This window comes from Nostoc sp. DSM 114159 (genome assembly GCF_053470285.1).
Genome location: NZ_JBPFEH010000001.1, coordinates 4,726,781 through 4,746,517 on the forward strand (window position 1 = coordinate 4,726,781; position 19,737 = coordinate 4,746,517).

Sequence of the window (19,737 nt, forward strand, 5' to 3'; positions counted from 1 at the left end):
TAGCTAGTCGAACTCAGATCCAGTAAAGTTAAAGAGGCAGGAGGTATAAATATATCTTCTTACTTTTGCTGCAAGCTCGAACTGCCTTCTGCCTTTATTTGAGAAATGTTCATCTGTCTAATAATATGTGGAATTGAAAGTACTTGATAGGTCTGGGTAATTTGAATTAACAGATTGACTTTTTTTTAGCCGAGCTTCCAATAAGCAACTGTTGAGGGAATAGTAAACAGAATGGATTTTTTTAAGAGTCACTTTGAGAGCGGGAACCATCATAGGATGGGTTGCTATTGCTAAAATGTAATCTCCAGCAAAAATACTAGGATTATCTGTTGCTGAAATAACTTGAGTTTCTCTTAAAACTCCTAGAAAAACGCATTTACTCGGTAACTTAATATCACTTAAATGAATGCCACAGTAAATGCTATTATCTTCGATAAAAACACCAAACAAGCTTGGTTCTAAAGCTTTTTTATTTTTTAGCACAAAATGTTTTTTAACTCTAATAGTATTGTCTAATACTTACCGAGAAAAATCTGCTGTTGCAGAGATATATTTTGAAGATATATAAAATGTATTAATTAAATAGAGTAGGTATTTAGTAATTAGCTAAACAGGTATATGTTTAGAGATATAGGTTTTAGATATACCTACTAAAAATCAGATTCTCGACTTATTAAATTAAGCCGAGAATCCAACATTTAGATTTAAAGTAATCACTAAGGATTACTATAGATAATTATTTTGAATAGAAGGCATAGCAAGAATCAGCAGCACTCTCTCAAGCCTTTATCCCTTAATCTTATCTAAAGCTAAATTCAGCTTCAACACATTAACTCCAGGTTCGCCAAAGATGCCGAGAAAGCGGCCGTCGGTGTTTTGGGAAATTAAAGTTTCGAGTTGGTTTGGTTGAACGTTCCGCGCCTTGGCTACTCGTGCAACTTGTGCGATCGCAGCTTCCGGGGTAATATGCGGGTCAAGGCTGGAACCAGAGGTGTAGACTAAATCGCCAGTCGGCTGCACACCTGCTTTTTTCAAACGATTGAAATCACCCTCAACTTTTTTGCTGGGGTCTGGGTCATCTTTACCTTTGATGCGTTCCATTAATGCCGGATTACTGGGAGCCAAGTTACTAGCGCCAGAAACCCCAGTTTTCAAAACTCCCGCATCATCTTTTTTCGGGTCGGCTGTGCTGTAGCTGGTGGTACTGGGACGGCTGTTAAAATAGCGATCGCTACTAAAAGGTTGACCAATCAAAGCAGAACCAACAACTTGACCTGTAGCATTTTTCAGGAGACTACCGTTTGCTTGAAAGGGAAACACAATCTGCCCAATGGCAATCATCGCAAAAGGATAAATAATCGCTCCAATAACCCAAAGTACTAAGGTAGACCGAACAGCTCTACCAGCTTCGCGTGCAAAACTCATTAGAATTTCTCCGGTACAAACATGACAAAAAATAAATAGATGGAAAGTCCCAGTGTCGTTAGTCCTAACAGTCCCAATCCCCAAGATTGACTGCGGGAAAGTTGTTCATTAGTAGCGGCATAAACCATAGGTGCAACCACTAGGTTGAAACACATCGCCAAGAACAAATACAGTGGTAGCTTTTGTCTTTGCCATTGACACCAGATTTCAGTTATTTCTTCTAATACTTGGGATGCAAGAATAGTGCGGCGGATCTGAATAGGTTTCATAGTAAATTAAGACAAAGGTAGGATTATATCTATCAGTTTGATGGCAATGAAGGGAGCAACGATACCGCCAAGACCAAAGATGAAGATGTTACGACGTAGCAGTTGATCTGCTGTTAAAGGTAAAAACTTCACCCCTCTGAGTGCTAGCGGAATTAGTGCCGGAATAATCAGAGCATTGTAAATCAGCGCCGAGACGATCGCAGATTGGGCACTCTTTAATCCCATAATATTAAGTGCGCCGATTCCTGCGGCAGCGAAGATAGTAGGGATGATTGCAAAATACTTGGCGATATCGTTAGCAATGGAGAATGTTGTCAACGCCCCACGAGTAATTAGCAACTGTTTACCTATGGTTACTAAGTCAATTAGCTTTGTGGGATCTGAATCTAAGTCCACCATGTTAGCAGCTTCTTTGGCAGCTTGCGTCCCAGAATTCATCGCCACACCCACATTTGCTTGAGCCAAGGCAGGGGCATCGTTAGTACCATCCCCGGTCATTGCCACCAGTTTACCCTGAGATTGTTCCGAGCGAATCACTTCAATTTTGTCTTCTGGAGTCGCTTCGGCAATGAAATCATCCACCCCAGCTTCTTCGGCAATCACCGAAGCGGTAATCCGGTTGTCACCTGTGAGCATGATCGTGCGAACACCCATGCGGCGGAGTTGGTCAAATCGCTCCCGCAAACCAGGTTTGACAATATCTTTCAGGTAGATGACACCATAAATTTTGTCATCTTGGCAAACAGCTAAGGGTGTACCGCCCAACCGGGAAACTCGCTCATAAGCTGCATCTATATCATCAGGAACGTTACCACCACGAGAACGGACAAATCCCTTAATCGCATCCACCGCACCTTTGCGGATTTGTTTGCCATCGGGTAAATTCGTGCCACTCATCCGGGTTTTAGCAGAAAATTCTACACCTTCGGCTTTGTCAATGTTAAAGTCTACCCCAGCCTGGGCTTTTTCGGCTAAAATCACGATCGATTTTCCTTCTGGCGTTTCGTCAAACAAGCTAGCAGCTAAGGAAACTCGCGCCACATCTATTATTGAGTGGTTATCCAGGGGAATAAACTCGTCAGCCATCCGATTTCCCAAGGTGATCGTGCCCGTCTTATCTAGCACCAAGGTATTGATGTCACCGCAAGCTTCTACTGCTCGACCAGAGGTAGCGATAACGTTAAACTGGGCAACTCGATCCATCCCGGCAATACCGATCGCACTGAGCAAACCACCGATAGTTGTGGGAATTAAAGCTACCAGTAGCGAGATGAGAATCGCAACGCTAGCACCCGCCCGTAAACTGTTCCCCGCCTCAACACCAAAGGCTGTGCTGATAAAACTGGCGATGTAGCCGACAAATGGGGGCATAGTTGCCACCACAATCAAGAATACTTGCGTTAACACAGCCAACAATACCGTCAAAGCAATCTCATTGGGAGTCTTGCTGCGTTCTGCCCCTTCTACCAAGGCAATCATGCGATCGATAAAGCCTTGACCAGGATCGGCACTAATGCGAATTGTCAACTCATCGGAGAGTAAGCGTGTACCGCCTGTCACCGAACTAGCAATATCTGTACCTGGTTGCTTCAATACCGGGGCAGATTCCCCAGTGATTGCCGACTCATCCACCGAGCCGATGCCTTTAATTACATCTCCATCGGCGGGAATCATATTATTTGCACTGACTTTTACCAAATCGCCCCGTCGCAGTTCTGTAGAATTGACTTTTACTATCGAACCATCAGGGAGGATTTTATTAGCGATCGTATCCGATCGCGTCGATCTTAATGAATCAGCTTGTGCTTTACCGCGTCCTTCAGCTACGGCTTCGGCAAAGTTAGCAAAAACAAGGGTGAAAAAGAGAATAAAGGTAATCAACCCGTTTAAAACGCGTTGTTGGTTAACATCTGCCTGGATGGTGCCAAACAAATTTGGGTTTAGGGTAACAAGCAAGGTGACAATTGTCCCCACCCAAACAACAAACATTACTGGGTTTCTGACAGTAATTCGCGGATCGAGCTTGACAAATGACTCACGAATTGATCTTTGGTAAAGTCCCCGCATATCAGCTTTGGGAGTGTGTTTGCGCGAGTCACGAGTTCCAGATGGAATACGAGAGGAGGGAGAATCAGTAGTAATTGGCATACATTAAATTTTGGGAATTGGGAATTGGGCATTGGGCATGGGGCATGGAGAATAGGGGATGAGTTTTTAATACTCGCCGACGAGTCTTTGATACTCGCTGACGAGTCTTTGATACTCGCCGACGAGTCTTTGATACTCGCCGATGAGTCTTTAATACTCGCCGATGAGTCTTTAATACTCGCCGATGAGTCTTTGATACTCGCCGACGAGTCTTTGATACTCGTGAATGAGTCTTTAATACTCGCCGATGAGTCTTTGAACTCCGTTGATGAGTTTTTGATACTCGCTGACGAGTCTTTGATACTCGTGAATGAGTCTTTGAACTCCGTTGATGAGTGCAATTTCTCCCCCGCTTCCTCGCACTCCTCAATCCCTAGCCGATACCTTTAGCGATAAAGAAAGCTTCACCAATGGGGCCTAATGCTAAAACTGGGAAGAATGTAAGTGCGCCCAGGATTAAAATCACGCCTGCGGTAACGCCTGTAAATAATCCGGTATCGGTTCTTAATGTCCCAGTTGTGTAGGGAACAGCTTGTTTGCGAGACATACTATCTGCTAAAAACAGCAAACCGATGATGGGAATATAGCGTCCTGCAATTAAACTGAAGCAAGTACTCAAGTTCCACCACAAAGCGGTTGCAGTGGTTTTTGTACCTGTAGCGATCGCCAAAGGAGAAGGTTGTGAATCTCCCAAACCTTCAAAGCCAGAACCGTTGTTAGCAGCAGCCGAAGCGTATTCATAGATAACTTGAGCAAAGCCGTGGAAGCCGGGATTACTAATTCCTGATAGCTGATCGGGAAACGCCAAGGCGATACCTGCGGGAATCATAATTGCGATCGGGTGAACTAGCAGAATTAAAAAACTAGCAAGGACAACCTCGCGCTTCTCAATCTTGCGTCCGAGAAATTCGGGTGTGCGTCCCACCATCAACCCTGTGGCAAACACAGCCAAAATTAGATAAGCGAACAAATAAGCGGTTCCCGTACCCTGTCCACCCCAAATAATTTGCAGGAACATATTGGAAAGGGTAATAAAACCGCCATTGGGCATGAAGGAGTCGTGTAAACTATTGACTGCACCGCACATAGTACCAGTTGTAGTGGTTGCAAATAGTGCAGATTGTGCCCAACCAAACCGGACTTCTTTACCCTCCAAATTCGGTTGCTGACTACCAAGCAGTCCATTCACAGCCGGATTACCGTTGTATTCACCAATGGCTGTGACGATGATAAATACTAAATAGAGAATGCCTACCATACCGTAGACTAACCAAGCTTGCTTAGTGTTATTCGCAAACAACCCATAAGTGTAGATTAGGGAAGTTGGAATCGCAAGCATGGCGACAATCTGAATCAAGTTTGAGAATCCATTAGGATTTTCAAAAGGGTGTGCCGAGTTGATGGCAAAAAAGCCGCCACCGTTTTCCCCTAATTGTTTGATAATTTCAAAATGGGCAACAGGGCCACGAGCGATCGCTTGACTAATATTCGCATCTTCCAAAGTGGGGAATACAACCGCACCCCCCAGTGTTTCAGGAACGCCAGCAGCCATAAGAGCGATCGCGCCCACAATACAAATAGGCAGTAAAATTCGCGTAATCGAGCGAATTAAATCTACATAAAAATTGCCTAACGATCTACCAGTCAATCCGCGAATAAAGGCAATTCCCACCGCTAAACCAGTAGCAGCAGAGGTAAACATATGATAACCAAGTCCCCACACTTGGCTGCCATAGCTCATGTAGGTTTCACCAGAATAGTGCTGCTGGTTAGTGTTAGTAATAAAAGAAATAGTCGTATGCAGCACTGTATCCCAAGTTGGCGCATCTATCTTAGTTGGATTTAATGGCAGCCATCCTTGATTCATAATTACCAAGAAAATCAGCAACCCCATTGCGACGTTGCTGTATAAGATTGCCCGCCCATACTGCCAGCCGGTCATATTTTCTTTGGTTTTAACGCCAACCAAAGCATAAAGCACTCGCTCAACCGGATTCAAAATCGGGTCGAGAAAAGTACTTTGCTCTAGATAAACCCGCGCCATATAGCGCCCAAAAACAGGAGTAATTGCTACTACAATTAGTAGCGTTAATATAATTTGAATCCATCCTTCTAGCATGAGTTAATCAAACTCCAACCTAAGTAAATTTGAGATAAATATCAAATATTTTCTTGTTATGAATCGGAAATATTTATGATTTATATCGGCATCATTATTAACTAACCAACCTATAAATATGGGCTTTCTAAATCAATCATGGAGCTTTTTTTGAAAGAACACAAGGTATAAATTGATATTTAAACTAGGTTATATAAGAAATATATGTTTCTATGTATAAGAGTGTTTATCTATATATATATCTGCAAATATACAAAGACGGCTAAACCTCGTCTGCCTTGAGAACTGTAGTTTTGTAGGTTGGGTGCAGCGATAGCGTAACCCAACATAAAATTTGGTGGTAATGTTGGGTTGCGTTTCACTCCACCCAACCTACATTCCTACTTAAGAATCTAAAAAGGGTGGTTATAAACTGCAACGATACAAACAAAACCACGATTTACGCGCAATTCGTCAAAAAGCTTAATTTATCAAACCACTTTCTCTACGAGATGTTACACGTTGCTTCTTTAAATATTTTACAAAACACAAAATTAACCTAAATATGGATATTTGGTAACATTACATTTCAATAATTGCATCCAATATTTGGTAGCGTTTTTTTGAGTTATTTCTATATCGCGCAAATTATGACCTTTGCCTACATTTAACATATAATATGTTAGTTGTATAGCTATAAATAAATAATTTAAACCCAAAGGTTTGAAATGTTGCCAAAATAGGTGATATATAACTTGAGATTTATGTCTATGGCGAAAATGTATCCACCATTTTGTTTGATGTTCGGCTATACTTTTTTGTAGACCTAATATAGCCTCAATCTCTATAAATTTATCTTTGACTTGATTATAAAATTTTATTTCTTTTTCAATTTCTCCAGCCTTGTATGCTAAATCAGCATCATCAGATAACTGATAGGCTTCACTAATTAAATGACCAACATTTTCTGCTTTTTGTTGGTCATATCCAAGTTTAATATATATTTGAGTTGCTGCTTCTGCCAATTCAGCAAATTTTTCAGCATCATGTAGCCAATATATTTTTGTTTGTAGTTCTCCTAAAGTAGCAGCTAGAGTATGATTCATCAATGTTGGCTTGGTTGGCTTGAAATATGCTTTCGATTATCTAACTTAAAATTAAACACTAAAATATAGCCTTTTGAGCGTCTGAACTTAACTCGCTCCAAAATTAGAAAAATCAGATTACCTAGCGCTACTCTGATATATTAGATTTAGCCGATCTTTTTATCCACCAAACTCATTAACTGCTTATCTAGTTCGATGAGGTAATCTCTACCGTAAGCTCCATTCTCTAACCCTGTGACAAGATGATTGGGAATGTCTTGAGTAATTTCCTCGCTACAAGAACCAGCAGCCAAAGCGATCGCGGCTACTGTATCTACATCCCCAGTAAAAGCGATACAATCTTGTAAAAGTTCGCTCATGCTGTCATTTCGCATCACCGCAGTAATCGCTGCTCTGACACTCATCCAGCCTTTGGACTTGACTTTACCTTCCCACGGTTTATTCCACTCTCCAGATACATAACCTTCGAGAAACCGTCCTAATTTGCCTTTTGCTCCCAGTCGATAAATAAAATAATGCGACATTAAGGCAGCCGCTACGGCAGCATTGATCCCATCGGTTGTATTGTGGGTAATTGCTGCTTGAATTGTTGCCGCCTCAATCACTTTTTCTGGTGTGGGATAGATGCCAATGGGTGCTGCACGCATTGCTCCCCCGCTTTTGTCACTATCAGGGTTAATTTTGGTTAAAAACTCTTCCCCATCCTGAATTTCTAATAGAAAATGGTAGAATCTTCGAGCATAACCTTCTCTTCGATCGCGTTTAAAAGCTCTAACAAAACTATCGGCTAAAACTTCTGGCGTCCACGGTGCTTGAGCAACAATCACTTCCGCAATGGCAATACTCATCTGGGTATCGTCGGTGTAGCTGCCAGGATTGAGTCGAAAACGCGGATGTTCGACGTATCGACTCAAATCGTTGTTAGCGATCGCTTCGTCTGCATATTCAAAGCCTGCACCGTAGGCATCTGCAATCGCTAACTCTAGCAGCATAAGAAAAGAGTATTAAATTAAAAACGGACGCGCCAGAAAAAAGCTAGAAACCGATTTAGCATCTACCGCCTCTCCCTCCAGAATCGCTTTTTCTAATTCTTCAGGAGTCATAAACACAGTTTCGATATCCTCGTCTCCATCTTGTGGTGGTGGTGTCTCCAGCTTTTCTAAATCTCGTGCCAGAAAAGCATAGATAATTTCATCAGAATAACCAGGAGCTAGGAAAAATTCGCCTAATTTGTCCCATTTTTGGGCACTATAGCCAGTTTCTTCGGCAATTTCACGTTGTATTGTTTCTAAAGGCTCTTCTTTTCCTTCCAATGTCCCCGCCGGAAATTCTAATATCCGTCCCTGAATTGCAAAACGATACTGGCGCACCAGTATAAGTTTACCTTCCGATGTAACTGGTACAGCTAGGGCACCGCCAGGGTGACGAATACATTCCCATTCTCCTTCCGATTTATTCGGCAAACGCAAGCGATTAACTTCAAAATCAAACTTGCGTCCTTTATGAAACAGGCGTTGTCTTAGCAGTTGTGGTAATTCTCTACCTAATGGCATAGTAAAATCTGATTATCTGTGAATACAGAGGCAAAATCAGTGTTCTTCTGCTTTTAAGGATGGTAATTTTAATTGTCCATCCATAAATGTACATCAGAACAGTCTACCTCTTTCAGCAGCTCTTTAATCACACACCCGGAAACTGGTTCTATCCAATCTGGGGCAATTTCTGCCAGCGGGACTAACACAAAGGCGCGATCCCGCATTCGTGGATGAGGAATCTGGAGATTTGGTGTATCCAAAGTAATGTCATCATATAATAACAAATCCAAATCTAGGGTTCGTGGTCCCCAGCGTTCCTGACGCACGCGCCCAAATTGTTGTTCAATTCCTAACAAAATTTCTAATAACTCCTGGGGGAGTATTTCTACCTGCAATGTGACGCAGCCGTTGAGGTAATCTGGCTGTGGTGGCCCGACAGCTTTGGTTTGATACCAATGGGATCTGGCTTCTAAAAGAATACCTGGCGTTTGGGCTAAAGTCTCTATAGCTGCTGATAAAATTGTCTGAGAATCGCCAATATTACTACCAAGAGCAACGGCGCTTCGTCTTAGCTTTGCTTCGTCGTAGCCAGGTATAGACATTATACTTTCTGAAATCAGCCGTTTTCGGGCTGTCTTTGCGGATACTTGTCAATAGCTTTTAGATTCGTAGTAGTTATCAAAATTACCGCATTTTTTACAAAACTAAATTAACCAAATTTAAAAAACATTATTTTCTAGTGAATTCAGTTAATTATTTATAGGATATTATACTAACACAATGGTAGTGCTATAACCCCAAAGTTGATTGATGGTGGTTATAATTACTTACTACTTTGAGCGAGGAACTGACGTGGGGAAGCTTACCTCCTGGTTCAAGCGAAGACCAACTAATTTGAGTGACTCTGGACGAGGAGGAACGAATGAGAGCTTACCACCAGCACATCTGGCGCAGACGAGGCAGTTACTGAGCAAAATGAAAATTTTACCATCTAGAATGAGGGTCAATCGGGCAACTGGCGCTAGACCACTCTATCGCCGCTTCTGGTTTTGGGCAGGTTTGGGTATTGGTGGTGGGATAGCTGCCTCGATCTACGGTATCAGTTTAATAGATCGGACTTTGCCAGATCAGTCCGAGTTGAATGCTGTGTTGCGAGAGCAAACACTGACCATTAAAGCTGCTGATGGCACAATATTACAACAACAAGGTGAAACGGCCAGAGAACAGCTACAGCTAGAACAAATACCAGATAATTTAAAAAAAGCTTTTATCGCCTCAGAAGATAGAAGATTTAGGCAACACAATGGAGTCGATCCGCAAGGGATTGTCAGAGCGGGTTTGAATAATTTGCGATCGCAAGGTGTGGTAGAAGGTGGTAGCACCATCACCCAACAGCTAACGCGGATTCTCTTTTTGAAACAAGAGCAGACAATCTGGCGCAAACTCAAGGAAGTCCGCCTTGCCCAAAAAATGGAGCAAGAATTAACCAAAGATCAGATTTTAGAGCGTTACCTAAATCTGGTTTATTTGGGATCTGGAGCTTATGGTGTGGCAGATGCATCCTGGGTATATTTTAGTAAAACGCCAGACCAGCTTTCCCTTGCAGAAATGGCTACGATTGCTGGATTAGCTCCTGCTCCTAGCTTGTACGCCCCAGACAAAAATCCCGAAGCGGCGAAACGGCGGCGGAACTTGGTATTGCAACGGATGCAAGAAGATAAAGTAATTACACCAGAACAAAGGCAGGCAGCAGCCCAAGAACCATTAATTCTCAAAACCAGTTTACCTAAGCGACTGGAAATAGAATCACCCTACTTTACCAGCTACATCCAAAAAGAATTGCCGAAGTACGTTTCTCCCAACGTGCTAAAAAGTGAGGGATTAGTAGTAGAAACTACGCTGAACCCGACTTGGCAGAAAGTCGCAGAAGAGGCGGTTGCCAAAACCCTGCGAAATCAAGGACGCTGGGAAAACTTTAAGCAAGCGGCAATGGTGGCTATAGACCCCCGAAATGGTGAAATTAAGGCAATGGTGGGGGGAAAAGACTTTGGTAAAAACCAGTTTAATCGAGTTACCCAAGCACAACGGCAGCCAGGATCGACATTTAAAGGGTTTGTATATGCCACTGCGATCGCTACCGGTAAAAGCCCCTACGATAGCTACGAGGATGCACCCTTTGTTGTAGACGGCTATGAACCGAAAAACTATAGTGAAAACTTCCACGGTTCAATGAACATCCGAGATGCCCTTACCCGCTCTGTTAATATTATTGCGGTGAAGGTGTTGATTGATGTGGGATTTACACCAACGATTAAACTTGCCCATGATATGGGGATAAAATCTGAACTCAAGCCCACCTACTCCTTGGCTCTTGGTTCAAATGAAGTCAATCTGCTAGAGTTAACCAGCGCCTATGGTAGTTTTGCAACTCAGGGATTGCACGCAGAACCTCATGGTATTACCCGCATCCTCAACCGCCAAGGCAAAGTCATCTGGTCAGCGAATTTCAAGTCAAAACGCGCCTTGGACGCTGATAGTGCCGCCATCATGACTTGGATGCTACGCAATGTCGTCGAAGCAGGAACCGGTGGTGCTGCCCAATTAGATAATAGACCAGTTGCCGGCAAAACCGGCACCTCCGACGAAGCCCGCGATTTATGGTTTATTGGCTACATTCCTCAGATGGTGACAGGGGTATGGCTAGGTAACGATGACAACCGCCCCACTTATGGCAGTAGTAGTAGTGCCGCTTACACTTGGCACGAATTTATGGAAAAAGCGGTAGAGGGGATGCCTGTAGAAAAGTTTCCCAAACGACCCAAGTTAGAGGGTCGCAAAGGCACTATCAAAGCCCAGTCTATCAAGCCCAAACAAGTGCTGAATCGTTCTATTGCCTCTAAAGATGATGATGACTCAGAAGGGGAAAGTGCGAGAAATTCTAATTCTGAAGAGAGTGGTTCATCTAGGAGACGTAGAAGAAGGAGAAGCTATTCTCAAGAAGAACAGCAATCGAGCGATTATACTCCAAGACGGAGAAGACGCGATCGCAGCGAATCAAGTTCTAGTAACTCTTCTTCAGAATCATCTACTCCACGGCGACGCTCTAGAAGAGTAGAATCTGATTCACCCCCGCCTCGAAGAAGTCGGCGAGAGTCGTCTCCTGCAAATAGTTCTGGTTCTTCAGGTTCTTCATCGTCAGAACAACCATCTTGGCGGGAAAGACTTAGACCTTCTCAACAGTAACGAGAAGTGGGCATTGTTGATACTATGCACAACTTGGTAGGGGGCAGGGAGCAGGGGAGCAAGGGGACAAGGGGACAAGGTGACAAAAGGTGAGAACTTACAACAAGTCTCAATACTGCTCGGTTAAGCATTTTTAAATCGGAATTGGGTTTGGGGAAAAGGTTAAAGGGTAAAGGTTAAAAGTTTTTTCTTTCCCTTTTCCCCTTCCCCTTTTCCCCTTAACCGACAAGTATTGCAACAAGTCTTTTCCCTTGTCCCCAAGTCCTCTTTAGTCAATCAGACTCAATCTCAGAAGTCAAAAGATAAAAACGCCGAGTTAAAAGCACTGCACCCATAAGTAGCCCTAGTACTAAACCCAACCATAAACCTATAGCACCCCAGCCGAAAGTGAATGCCATTAGATAGCCCCCACCTAGACCTACTATCCAGTAAGCGAACATAGTAATTAACACTGGCACTTTGGTATCTTTCAAGCCGATTAAAGCACCAGCAGCAATAGTCTGAATAGAATAAAATATTTGGACTATTGCCCCCGCAGCTAGGAAAGAAGTTGCCGTTTTAACTATCTCGATATTATCTAAATTACTGGTATTCAAATACATTGCCACAATATAGTTGGGAAACAGCCAAAAAATTAGTGCCACAATACTTACAAAAGGAGTAACAAGCGCAATGCAGACTAGTCCCGCTGTGCTTGCACCCTTGAGATCCTTTTGTCCCCTCAACTGTCCTACTCTCATCGTGACGGCATAGGAAATACCTATAGATACTGTTTCGACAAAACTTTCTGTCTCAACGGTAATTTCATGTGCTGCTAACGTCTCTGTTCCAAACCAGCCCATCATTAAAGCAATGGCAGTAAATACTCCAATTTCTGCTCCATACTGCAACCCCAAAAACCACCCAGTTTGGAAGATATCTATAAACATATCTTTATTGAACTGATGCAAAGCACAATCAAGCTGATAGTCTTTAAAGTAGTTATCAAAGCAAATCCAACTGGCGGCAGCGATAAAATTTAGCCAAAAAATGAGTGTGCTTCCCCAACCGATACCGGCTAAACCAAGGGCTGGTAAACCAAATTTACCGAACATTAGCAGGTAATTAGCAACCGTATTTAATAATAGTCCAGCTACCGTAATTACTGTTAAGAATTGGGGGCGATTGAGGGCAGAGCTAACTTCTTTTAAGATACAAAAACCGAGTGCAGCCGGAAAACCCCAAACAATAGACCGCAAATATGTTTGAGCTAATAATACATTGCTTTCTTCTTGACCAGTTAACAGCAGGATATAGTCAAAGTGCCAAATGATAAACATCACAGGTAAGCACATTGTCACGGCTAACCAAATTCCTTGACCGGTAGCACGGCTCACTTGGTCTATCTTTCCTGCACCAAAAGCATTGGCGACACTCACACCTGCGACTGAAAGAACAGAACGACAAACGGAAGCTAGGGTAGAAAAGGTAACAGCACCTAAAGCACCCGCAGCTAAAGCTTGGCTGTTAAGTAAGCCCATCATCACCCCATCCAATAAAGGAATGCCCGCTTCTAATATTTGAGTAATTACCAAAGGAACTGCTAATAGCAGGCAGGCTTGGACTTCTAATATCAGTTCTGACTTAAATTCTTTTGAGGTTAACTCCATTGGGGCGCTAAAAAAGCAATACTGAATACATTAAGATATATTAACGCCACAGGTGTAATCAACTCAAGCTATTAGCGATCGCCTCTCCAAAAATTGTGTTTCCTAACCCCATTTCCAGCAGATGACAAGTTATTGACTATCTTCAAGTGTCACTAATAGCACATTGTCAACCTGGGTAAAAATGATGCTTTTGACCAGGCTTTGCTATTACCTATGTCCGGCTTTAATCTACCAGCATTTATGGTTGTAATAACAGTATTGTAGTTAGTATTGAAAGTAATACCTATTAGTAATTAGCTAAACAGATATCACTATAAGACTCATATTTGATTGGGTGAAAAAACTCAGTACATCTTAAAAAGCTTTCTTTCCTGTTCCCTATTCCCTGCCTACACAAGTAAATTCTCCGAATCAAACCGGATTCCCGTATGAGTTGTGAATTTTGAATTAAAAAATTGCTTGAACTCAACACTCACAACTCATAACTTTCTAAGATTATCGCGTTGGTAGTTGTGGGTGTGTGGTCGAGTACTTTGTCACTATGCCAGAAATTTCCGGGTTGTAAAGCCTTAGATAATTCCAGTAGTTGCCAAATACTTGCCGCACATAGTTTTTAGTTTCATCAAAGGGAATTTCTTCAACAAACTCATCTGGATCTTTTGTAGTTAGAGTTTGCAACCATTTAGAGACATTGCCGGGGCCAGCATTGTAACTAGCGATCGCCAGCAAAGAGTTATTGTTATATTGATCGTGGGTATGACCCAAGTACCATGTACCCAGCATGATGTTATCGTTGGGATTTTCTAAGTTGATTGTTTTGAAATCCACTTTGATTTGTGGGGCGATCCATTTAGCTGTACTCGGCAACAGTTGCATTAAACCAGTAGCATTGGCGACAGATTTGATTTTTGGTTCAAACCGTGACTCTTGACGCATCAAAGCAGTTACTAGCAAAGGATTAAGTTTACGATCGATAGACCACTTTTCAATCTCTCGCTGATAGGGAAATGGATAACGCGCTTGCCAGTAGGTGATTTGTTTACTCAAAGTCTGATATTGGGCAAGTTCGGCTGGTATTTCTCGGTCTTCCAATTTAGAAATTTCATCAATTCCGATGAGATTTTCTCCCCTTGCCTGCCGCACCAACCCTTCAGTAAATTGCTCTGCTACCGTTGGCTGAATTTTGTTCTGAAATTCTGTTTGCCATTGTAACCAGGCATCGCGGTCTTGACCTAGCAGATACAATTCTTTGAAAGTTTCAGAACCGGCAGGCGGTAATGGACGCTGGGGTGCGATTACTTCCGGGTTCATGACGCGCACGTTGTCAAAGTTGCCGACATTTAGCCCCAACATTGTCGCGGCTCGCCACGCATAGTAAGAGTAGGGAAACTGGCTAACCACATATTCATAAGCAGTTTTAGATTCTTGCTGTTTCCCCAGTGCAGCCGCCCATTTACCTACCCAAAAGCCTGCTCTTGGAGCCAAAATGCTATTGGGGTTATTAGTGACAATTGGTTCTGCCCATTGCCAAGCACCGACGTAATCTTTGGCTTCGGCTTTATCTTGGGCGATTTTCCAACGGTATTCTGCTGCTTCGTCAGAGTTACCGTATTTACTTATGAGTAATTGCCACGCCGCGCTAGCTGACTTTTGATCCTTGAGAGTTTGGATTTTGGCTTTTTGCGCTAGTGCAGTAGCAGCTTGTTTGGGAAATTTATTAATTGCCTGGTCAAGATAGGGTAAGCCGTCTTTAGGTGTTTTTGCGGTTTCTGCTAATCTCAGTAGTGCCGTCCCAGTTTCCTCACTATTGGGAAATTGCTGCACTAATTGTTTATAGATGGCGATCGCTTTTTCTTTATCTTTGCCTCCCACCTGTAAGCCGCGTGCAGTCCGGTAGAGGTTGCGCGATGTTTTGGGTGCTTTGGCGTAAGCATTAGCCGCTTTCAAAAATTGACTATTTTCCCAATAGCTAGTACCAATGAGTTCCCAATCTTCGGGTTTGAGGGTAGTCTGTTTTGCTAACTGATCCAAAACGCCCACTATTCCTGGTTGATCGTAGGCATATTTAGCCAAAATCAATTGTAATTGTGGCTGATTGGGATTTTCTTGCAAGCGTTTGCGGATAATTTCCCAAGTTAGCGGATTGGAAGGAAATTGAGCGATCGCAGTTTCTTGTTGCTTCGGTTGGGCAATTAGATATAGCGCTTTGACTGCGGCTGGTTCTTTGGGATACTCTTTTATCACCCTTTGCCTGAGATCCGAGGCTTTACCGTCCTCGCCCAGCATATCCTCTGCCTGGGCTTGTTTGAGCAAAATGTAGGGCGCCAGGAGCGGATAGTCTTTCTCTAGTCCTTGGAGTAAAACTAGAGCTTTTTGCCCTTGGGTTCTTTCAATATAATCACTCGCCAAAAGATAACGAGCGCGATTCCGATCTGGCGATCGCGATTCGGCAGCGATCGCTGCTAGTTTTGCCGCCCGTTCTGGCAGCGATTGCGATATCAGCCCAAAAACGGCTGATTGGGCAACACTACCGTCCGATCTTTGCTCTGCTTGATTCTGACTCAGTTTGAGCCATTTCCCCAGAGACTTGCCAATCTGAGGTGCTGATACCATTGCCCCAGCTAAAAAGGCAAACAGTGCCGCACCCGCAATTATCGAAATTTGCTTTTTCTGTAGTTTCTTCAGCATGAATACCCGCTGAAAAGTTTCGGTGAATTTCTTGAAACTCTAACACTCCTAACCATCAGTGTTACCAATTTTTAATTTTAGATTTTTTATTTTATGTAGAAAAATACTCATTTTCAATCTTTCAGTTGGTAGTATTGAGTAATTAGCACATATTAAATCCTATTACATCTATCTTGGGTATATCTTAAAGATGGTAGGAGGTAGCCCTTAGTTGGGGATTCGACTTCTACTAATTTGGTACGACTGAATTCCCTTACCCTACAAGAAGTTGACACGACAGTGCAAATCTGAAACTCTTCTCTCGATAGATAAATTACGTCGCCACCACTTGTGTATTTTCCAGTTTTGTCGGGTGTGTTATCGCCTCAGTCTAACGCACCGTCAGGAATTGTCGTGCGTTATGGACTTTAGTTTTAACGCACCCTAGCAAATTAAAGCTAATGTAGAGCAGGTTTTGAAATTTGCGCGTACACCGTTGCCGAAACAGTGAGATAAATGGAGCGAAGTTTATTAGTATACATTAATACTTAACAAATATTCTCTAAATTCCCCATCGATCGCATTCTGAATTTTGACTTCTGACTTCTCATTTAAGTTTTTCGTGAGCAGCCAAAATAATTTTTTCGGTTTCTTCCCAGCTAATACATTTGTCAGTTACAGAAACACCATATTTTAATTCTTCTTGTTTACCAGTAATCGGTTGACTACCTTCATACAAATGCGATTCCAGCATCATGCCAACAATTGATGTATTACCGTCCACTATTTGCTGAATAATATTTTCTAAGACAGCACCTTGTAATTTGTAATCTTTATTGGTATTACCGTGGCTACAGTCGATAACAATTCTCGGTGGTAAATTTGCCTGTTTTAATTTCTCTTCTACCAGTTTGACATTTGCTGGATCGAAGTTGGGTTGACTACCACCCCTTAAAATTACGTGACCGTAGCGATTACCTTTAGTTTGAAAGACGCTGACTTGACCGTTTTGATTAATTCCCAGAAAATTATGCGGGTTTCCAGCAGATTGTAGGGCATTCAAAGCTACTTGAATATTGCCGTCAGTACCGTTTTTAAAACCTACAGGCATCGAAAGTCCACTGGCCATTTCGCGGTGAGTTTGTGATTCAGTTGTGCGTGCGCCAATGGCAGACCATGTAATCAGTTCGCTGATATATTGAGGGATGATTGGATCTAGCGCTTCTGTACCAGCAGGTAATCCCAACTCTGTAATTTTTAATAGTAGCTCCCGTGCAATTAATAAACCTTTCTCTACATGGAAAGAATCATCCATATCTGGATCGTTAATTAACCCTTTCCAGCCTACGGTTGTTCTTGGTTTTTCAAAATACACTCGCATAATTAGTAGCAAGTTATCTTTGACTTGCTCGGCCAATATTTTCAATCTCTCAGAATATTCGAGCGCTGCTTTTGGGTCGTGGATTGAGCATGGCCCAACTACTATAAATTTCCGGCGATCCTTAAAATCGAGGATATCTTCTATTTCTTGTCTATATGCTAAAACTCTTTGTTCGGCTAATTGGGTTAAAGGTAATTTTGACTTGACTTCATTGGGAGTTAATAAAATGCGATCGTTCTCAATATTAGCGTTATCGATATTACTATTAAATAATTTGTTGTGCATGGGGGATGCTTTGGCAATTCTATAGACGCACTTCAACTCAAAAGTGTAACATAAACTGGTGAAATTTTAAAATAGCTTATTTTCTGCTTGACAAATTTCTAATTAAACTGTAGATGAGTAAAATTCTAAGTGAAAAAGGGGAAATATTTTCCCCCTTTTGTTTGCTATTAGACTACTGACTAAGCAGTAATGTAGATAGTTACTGCCATACAAACACTTTAGCTTCGTATGGTCCTAAGTCAGTTATGATACCATCATCACCAGCTTCGACATCATAATTGCCTGTCCACTCGTGCCATGTACCAGCACTAGGAAAGTTAGGAACGTGATAGTCAGCTAAGAAGTTTTCTGAGAAATTTGCAATTACGACTACACGAGAACCTTCATCATTCCAACGAGTATAAGCTAATACTTTTGCTTCAGGATTTTCGTGGATAAAATCGATATTTTCTGTGTAGAGAGCGTGATTGCTTTTCCGCAGGTTGGTTAAGCCTTTGTATGATTCAAATAAACTACGATTTAGATCGTTACCTAACAGTGTCCAATCGATTTTCGATGATTCAGGTTGTTTAGGTTTATACTCGCCAAATTCTTCTCCCATCCAAATCAAAGGCACACCAACAGCAGTCATTAGGATGGCTACTCCTAATTTGACCCGCCGAAATGCTTCTTCGTCAAAAATCTCACGGTTTCCCAGTTCAACCATGACATGATTATGGTCGTGGTTGGTGAGATAATTTACTACATTGGTAGCACCCAAAAAGCCTTGGCGCTTGCAGTCAATCACATCTTTGAGACGCTCTAAATCAAATGTATCACCGCAAATGTGTTCTAGAATGCAGTGATAAAAACTATCATGCCAGCAGCCATCCATTGGCCCATCTACATTGGTAATGCTGGTAGTTTCAGGAATGTGTTCGGCAACATTATAAAAAGGCTTCATGCTAGCAGTTTTTTTGGCTTCCTGAACAATCCAGTGCATGAAGTCGTAGTTAGCAATTTGCCGCGCCGCATCATAGCGAATACCATCAAGATGATATTCTCCAATCCAAAAACGAATTGTATCACCAATAAATTTCCAGGCTGGTTTAATATCTAATTTTTCATCATAATGTTCGTAATTAAACTCAGGCCCCCAATTATTGTCAGGGTCACGAGGCTCGTGATGATACCAGTAATCGTGGTCAATTTGTGTTAAAGGAGCAGCTGCTTCTGAGTGATTGTAAATTCCGTCAATAATTACACGAATGCCTCTACCATGACACTCATCAATCAAATTTTTTAACTCAGCAGTAGAACCATAACTTGATTCTGTTGCAAAGAAGTGACGGGGATTATAACCCCAACTATAATCACCAGGATATTCTTTCAGTGGCATCAACTCAATAGCGTTGATTCCCAGTTCACATAAATAGTCTAACTTTTCAACTACGTGTTTGTACTTGCCTCGTGCATAAGGGTCGTCCTCGCCACCAGAAAAGTCACCGACATGCAATTCATAAATTACTAATTCGTGGTCAGCAGGTAAAGGTTTATCATCATGTTGCCAAACATAAGTATCGGTAATCCTTTGCCCATCTTTTATCCGGACAATACCATCATCATTTCCACTTTGTTCATCTATATCAGTTGCATAAGGATCTGTAACATCAACCCATTGCTCTGGTTCAAAAAACCATGAATTTGATTGAACGCGGAATTTATATTTATAAATGCCGTCTTCTAGTTCAACACTTGTACGAAAATAACCATCATCACCTTTTTCCATTGGAATTTCTTGCCAATCAGAAAAAGAACCAATTAATGCTGCTCCTTTGTTATAAGGTGCAAATAAACTAAATTCAATTGGCTTTGCCATAGAAGTGTTTGTAATATCAAGGGGTAATAGAAGCAGGGTAAGCTCATCTAATTTGGTATAGGGTGAGCTTGAC

The 19,737-nt window shown here is 42.1% G+C and carries 15 protein-coding genes; 1 reads left to right on the plus strand and 14 read right to left on the minus strand.

The window, feature by feature from the left end; genetic code table 11:
* Nucleotides 1-117: 117 nt before the first annotated feature.
* The 10 genes from ACR5KR_RS19510 to folK all read right to left on the minus strand — a co-directional run bounded on the left by ACR5KR_RS19510 (nt 118) and on the right by folK (nt 9,183).
* Entirely contained in the window at nt 118-483 is a 366-nt protein-coding gene (locus ACR5KR_RS19510) for a TrkA C-terminal domain-containing protein (protein WP_448267667.1), read from the minus strand.
* A gap of 303 nt (nt 484-786) precedes the next feature.
* Entirely contained in the window at nt 787-1,425 is a 639-nt protein-coding gene (gene kdpC / locus ACR5KR_RS19515) for a K(+)-transporting ATPase subunit C (RefSeq protein ID WP_448267668.1), read from the minus strand.
* Nucleotides 1,425-1,694 carry a potassium-transporting ATPase subunit F gene (locus tag ACR5KR_RS19520; RefSeq protein WP_445630897.1) on the minus strand — a complete coding sequence of 90 codons (270 nt, stop codon included), beginning with the start codon at nt 1,692-1,694 and terminating at the stop codon, nt 1,425-1,427. Before ACR5KR_RS19520 ends, kdpC begins: the two co-directional genes overlap by 1 nt.
* A gap of 6 nt (nt 1,695-1,700) precedes the next feature.
* Nucleotides 1,701-3,842 (minus strand): potassium-transporting ATPase subunit KdpB, encoded by a 2,142-nt coding sequence (gene kdpB, locus ACR5KR_RS19525; RefSeq protein WP_448267669.1) that lies wholly within the window; start codon nt 3,840-3,842, stop codon nt 1,701-1,703.
* 373 nt (nt 3,843-4,215) lie between these two features.
* On the minus strand, nt 4,216-5,961 hold the full coding sequence (gene kdpA / locus ACR5KR_RS19530; RefSeq protein WP_448267670.1) for a potassium-transporting ATPase subunit KdpA: 1,746 nt from the start codon (nt 5,959-5,961) through the stop codon (nt 4,216-4,218).
* A gap of 230 nt (nt 5,962-6,191) precedes the next feature.
* The gene (locus ACR5KR_RS19535) at nt 6,192-6,323 is read right to left on the minus strand and encodes a hypothetical protein (RefSeq protein WP_448267671.1); all 132 of its coding nucleotides are present in this window, start codon (nt 6,321-6,323) and stop codon (nt 6,192-6,194) included.
* Nucleotides 6,324-6,494: 171 nt separating this feature from the next.
* Entirely contained in the window at nt 6,495-7,046 is a 552-nt protein-coding gene (locus ACR5KR_RS19540; RefSeq protein ID WP_448267672.1) for a hypothetical protein, read from the minus strand.
* 146 nt (nt 7,047-7,192) lie between these two features.
* Entirely contained in the window at nt 7,193-8,038 is an 846-nt protein-coding gene (locus tag ACR5KR_RS19545; protein WP_448267673.1) for an ADP-ribosylglycohydrolase family protein, read from the minus strand.
* Nucleotides 8,039-8,050: 12 nt separating this feature from the next.
* A complete protein-coding gene (locus tag ACR5KR_RS19550; protein ID WP_445630891.1) occupies nt 8,051-8,599 on the minus strand; it encodes an NUDIX hydrolase in 549 nt (182 codons plus the stop codon).
* Nucleotides 8,600-8,667: 68 nt separating this feature from the next.
* A complete protein-coding gene (gene folK, locus ACR5KR_RS19555; protein WP_448267674.1) occupies nt 8,668-9,183 on the minus strand; it encodes a 2-amino-4-hydroxy-6-hydroxymethyldihydropteridine diphosphokinase in 516 nt (171 codons plus the stop codon).
* A gap of 250 nt (nt 9,184-9,433) precedes the next feature.
* Between folK and ACR5KR_RS19560 the strand changes: the two genes are divergently transcribed.
* A complete protein-coding gene (locus ACR5KR_RS19560) occupies nt 9,434-11,824 on the plus strand; it encodes a transglycosylase domain-containing protein (RefSeq protein ID WP_448270266.1) in 2,391 nt (796 codons plus the stop codon).
* A 272-nt stretch (nt 11,825-12,096) separates the two neighbouring features.
* Here the strand turns inward: ACR5KR_RS19560 and ACR5KR_RS19565 are convergent, their stop codons facing one another.
* The 4 genes from ACR5KR_RS19565 to ACR5KR_RS19580 form a co-directional block, all read right to left on the minus strand.
* Nucleotides 12,097-13,473, minus strand: coding sequence for an MATE family efflux transporter (locus ACR5KR_RS19565; RefSeq protein ID WP_448267675.1), 1,377 nt, complete (start codon nt 13,471-13,473; stop codon nt 12,097-12,099).
* A gap of 495 nt (nt 13,474-13,968) precedes the next feature.
* Complete coding sequence (locus ACR5KR_RS19570; RefSeq protein ID WP_448267676.1) at nt 13,969-16,161, minus strand: lytic transglycosylase domain-containing protein; 2,193 nt, start codon at nt 16,159-16,161, stop codon at nt 13,969-13,971.
* 586 nt (nt 16,162-16,747) lie between these two features.
* Nucleotides 16,748-17,806: a 3-deoxy-7-phosphoheptulonate synthase gene (locus ACR5KR_RS19575; RefSeq protein ID WP_445630887.1), complete on the minus strand. Its 1,059-nt coding sequence runs from the start codon at nt 17,804-17,806 to the stop codon at nt 16,748-16,750.
* 199 nt (nt 17,807-18,005) lie between these two features.
* Complete coding sequence (locus ACR5KR_RS19580; protein ID WP_448267677.1) at nt 18,006-19,664, minus strand: alpha-amylase family glycosyl hydrolase; 1,659 nt, start codon at nt 19,662-19,664, stop codon at nt 18,006-18,008.
* Nucleotides 19,665-19,737: the final 73 nt, after the last annotated feature.

What these genes read in the sequence shown, in the direction of transcription:
- kdpC (WP_448267668.1), bottom strand. Translation starts at nt 1,425, where the DNA reads ATGAGTTTTGCACGCGAAGCTGGTAGAGCTGTTCGGTCTACCTTAGTA.
- ACR5KR_RS19520 (WP_445630897.1), bottom strand. Translation starts at nt 1,694, where the DNA reads ATGAAACCTATTCAGATCCGCCGCACTATTCTTGCATCCCAAGTATTA.
- kdpB (WP_448267669.1), bottom strand. Translation starts at nt 3,842, where the DNA reads ATGCCAATTACTACTGATTCTCCCTCCTCTCGTATTCCATCTGGAACT.
- kdpA (WP_448267670.1), bottom strand. Translation starts at nt 5,961, where the DNA reads ATGCTAGAAGGATGGATTCAAATTATATTAACGCTACTAATTGTAGTA.
- ACR5KR_RS19540 (WP_448267672.1), bottom strand. Translation starts at nt 7,046, where the DNA reads ATGAATCATACTCTAGCTGCTACTTTAGGAGAACTACAAACAAAAATA.
- ACR5KR_RS19545 (WP_448267673.1), bottom strand. Translation starts at nt 8,038, where the DNA reads ATGCTGCTAGAGTTAGCGATTGCAGATGCCTACGGTGCAGGCTTTGAA.
- ACR5KR_RS19550 (WP_445630891.1), bottom strand. Translation starts at nt 8,599, where the DNA reads ATGCCATTAGGTAGAGAATTACCACAACTGCTAAGACAACGCCTGTTT.
- folK (WP_448267674.1), bottom strand. Translation starts at nt 9,183, where the DNA reads ATGTCTATACCTGGCTACGACGAAGCAAAGCTAAGACGAAGCGCCGTT.
- ACR5KR_RS19565 (WP_448267675.1), bottom strand. Translation starts at nt 13,473, where the DNA reads ATGGAGTTAACCTCAAAAGAATTTAAGTCAGAACTGATATTAGAAGTC.
- ACR5KR_RS19570 (WP_448267676.1), bottom strand. Translation starts at nt 16,161, where the DNA reads ATGCTGAAGAAACTACAGAAAAAGCAAATTTCGATAATTGCGGGTGCG.
- ACR5KR_RS19575 (WP_445630887.1), bottom strand. Translation starts at nt 17,806, where the DNA reads ATGCACAACAAATTATTTAATAGTAATATCGATAACGCTAATATTGAG.
- ACR5KR_RS19580 (WP_448267677.1), bottom strand. Translation starts at nt 19,664, where the DNA reads ATGGCAAAGCCAATTGAATTTAGTTTATTTGCACCTTATAACAAAGGA.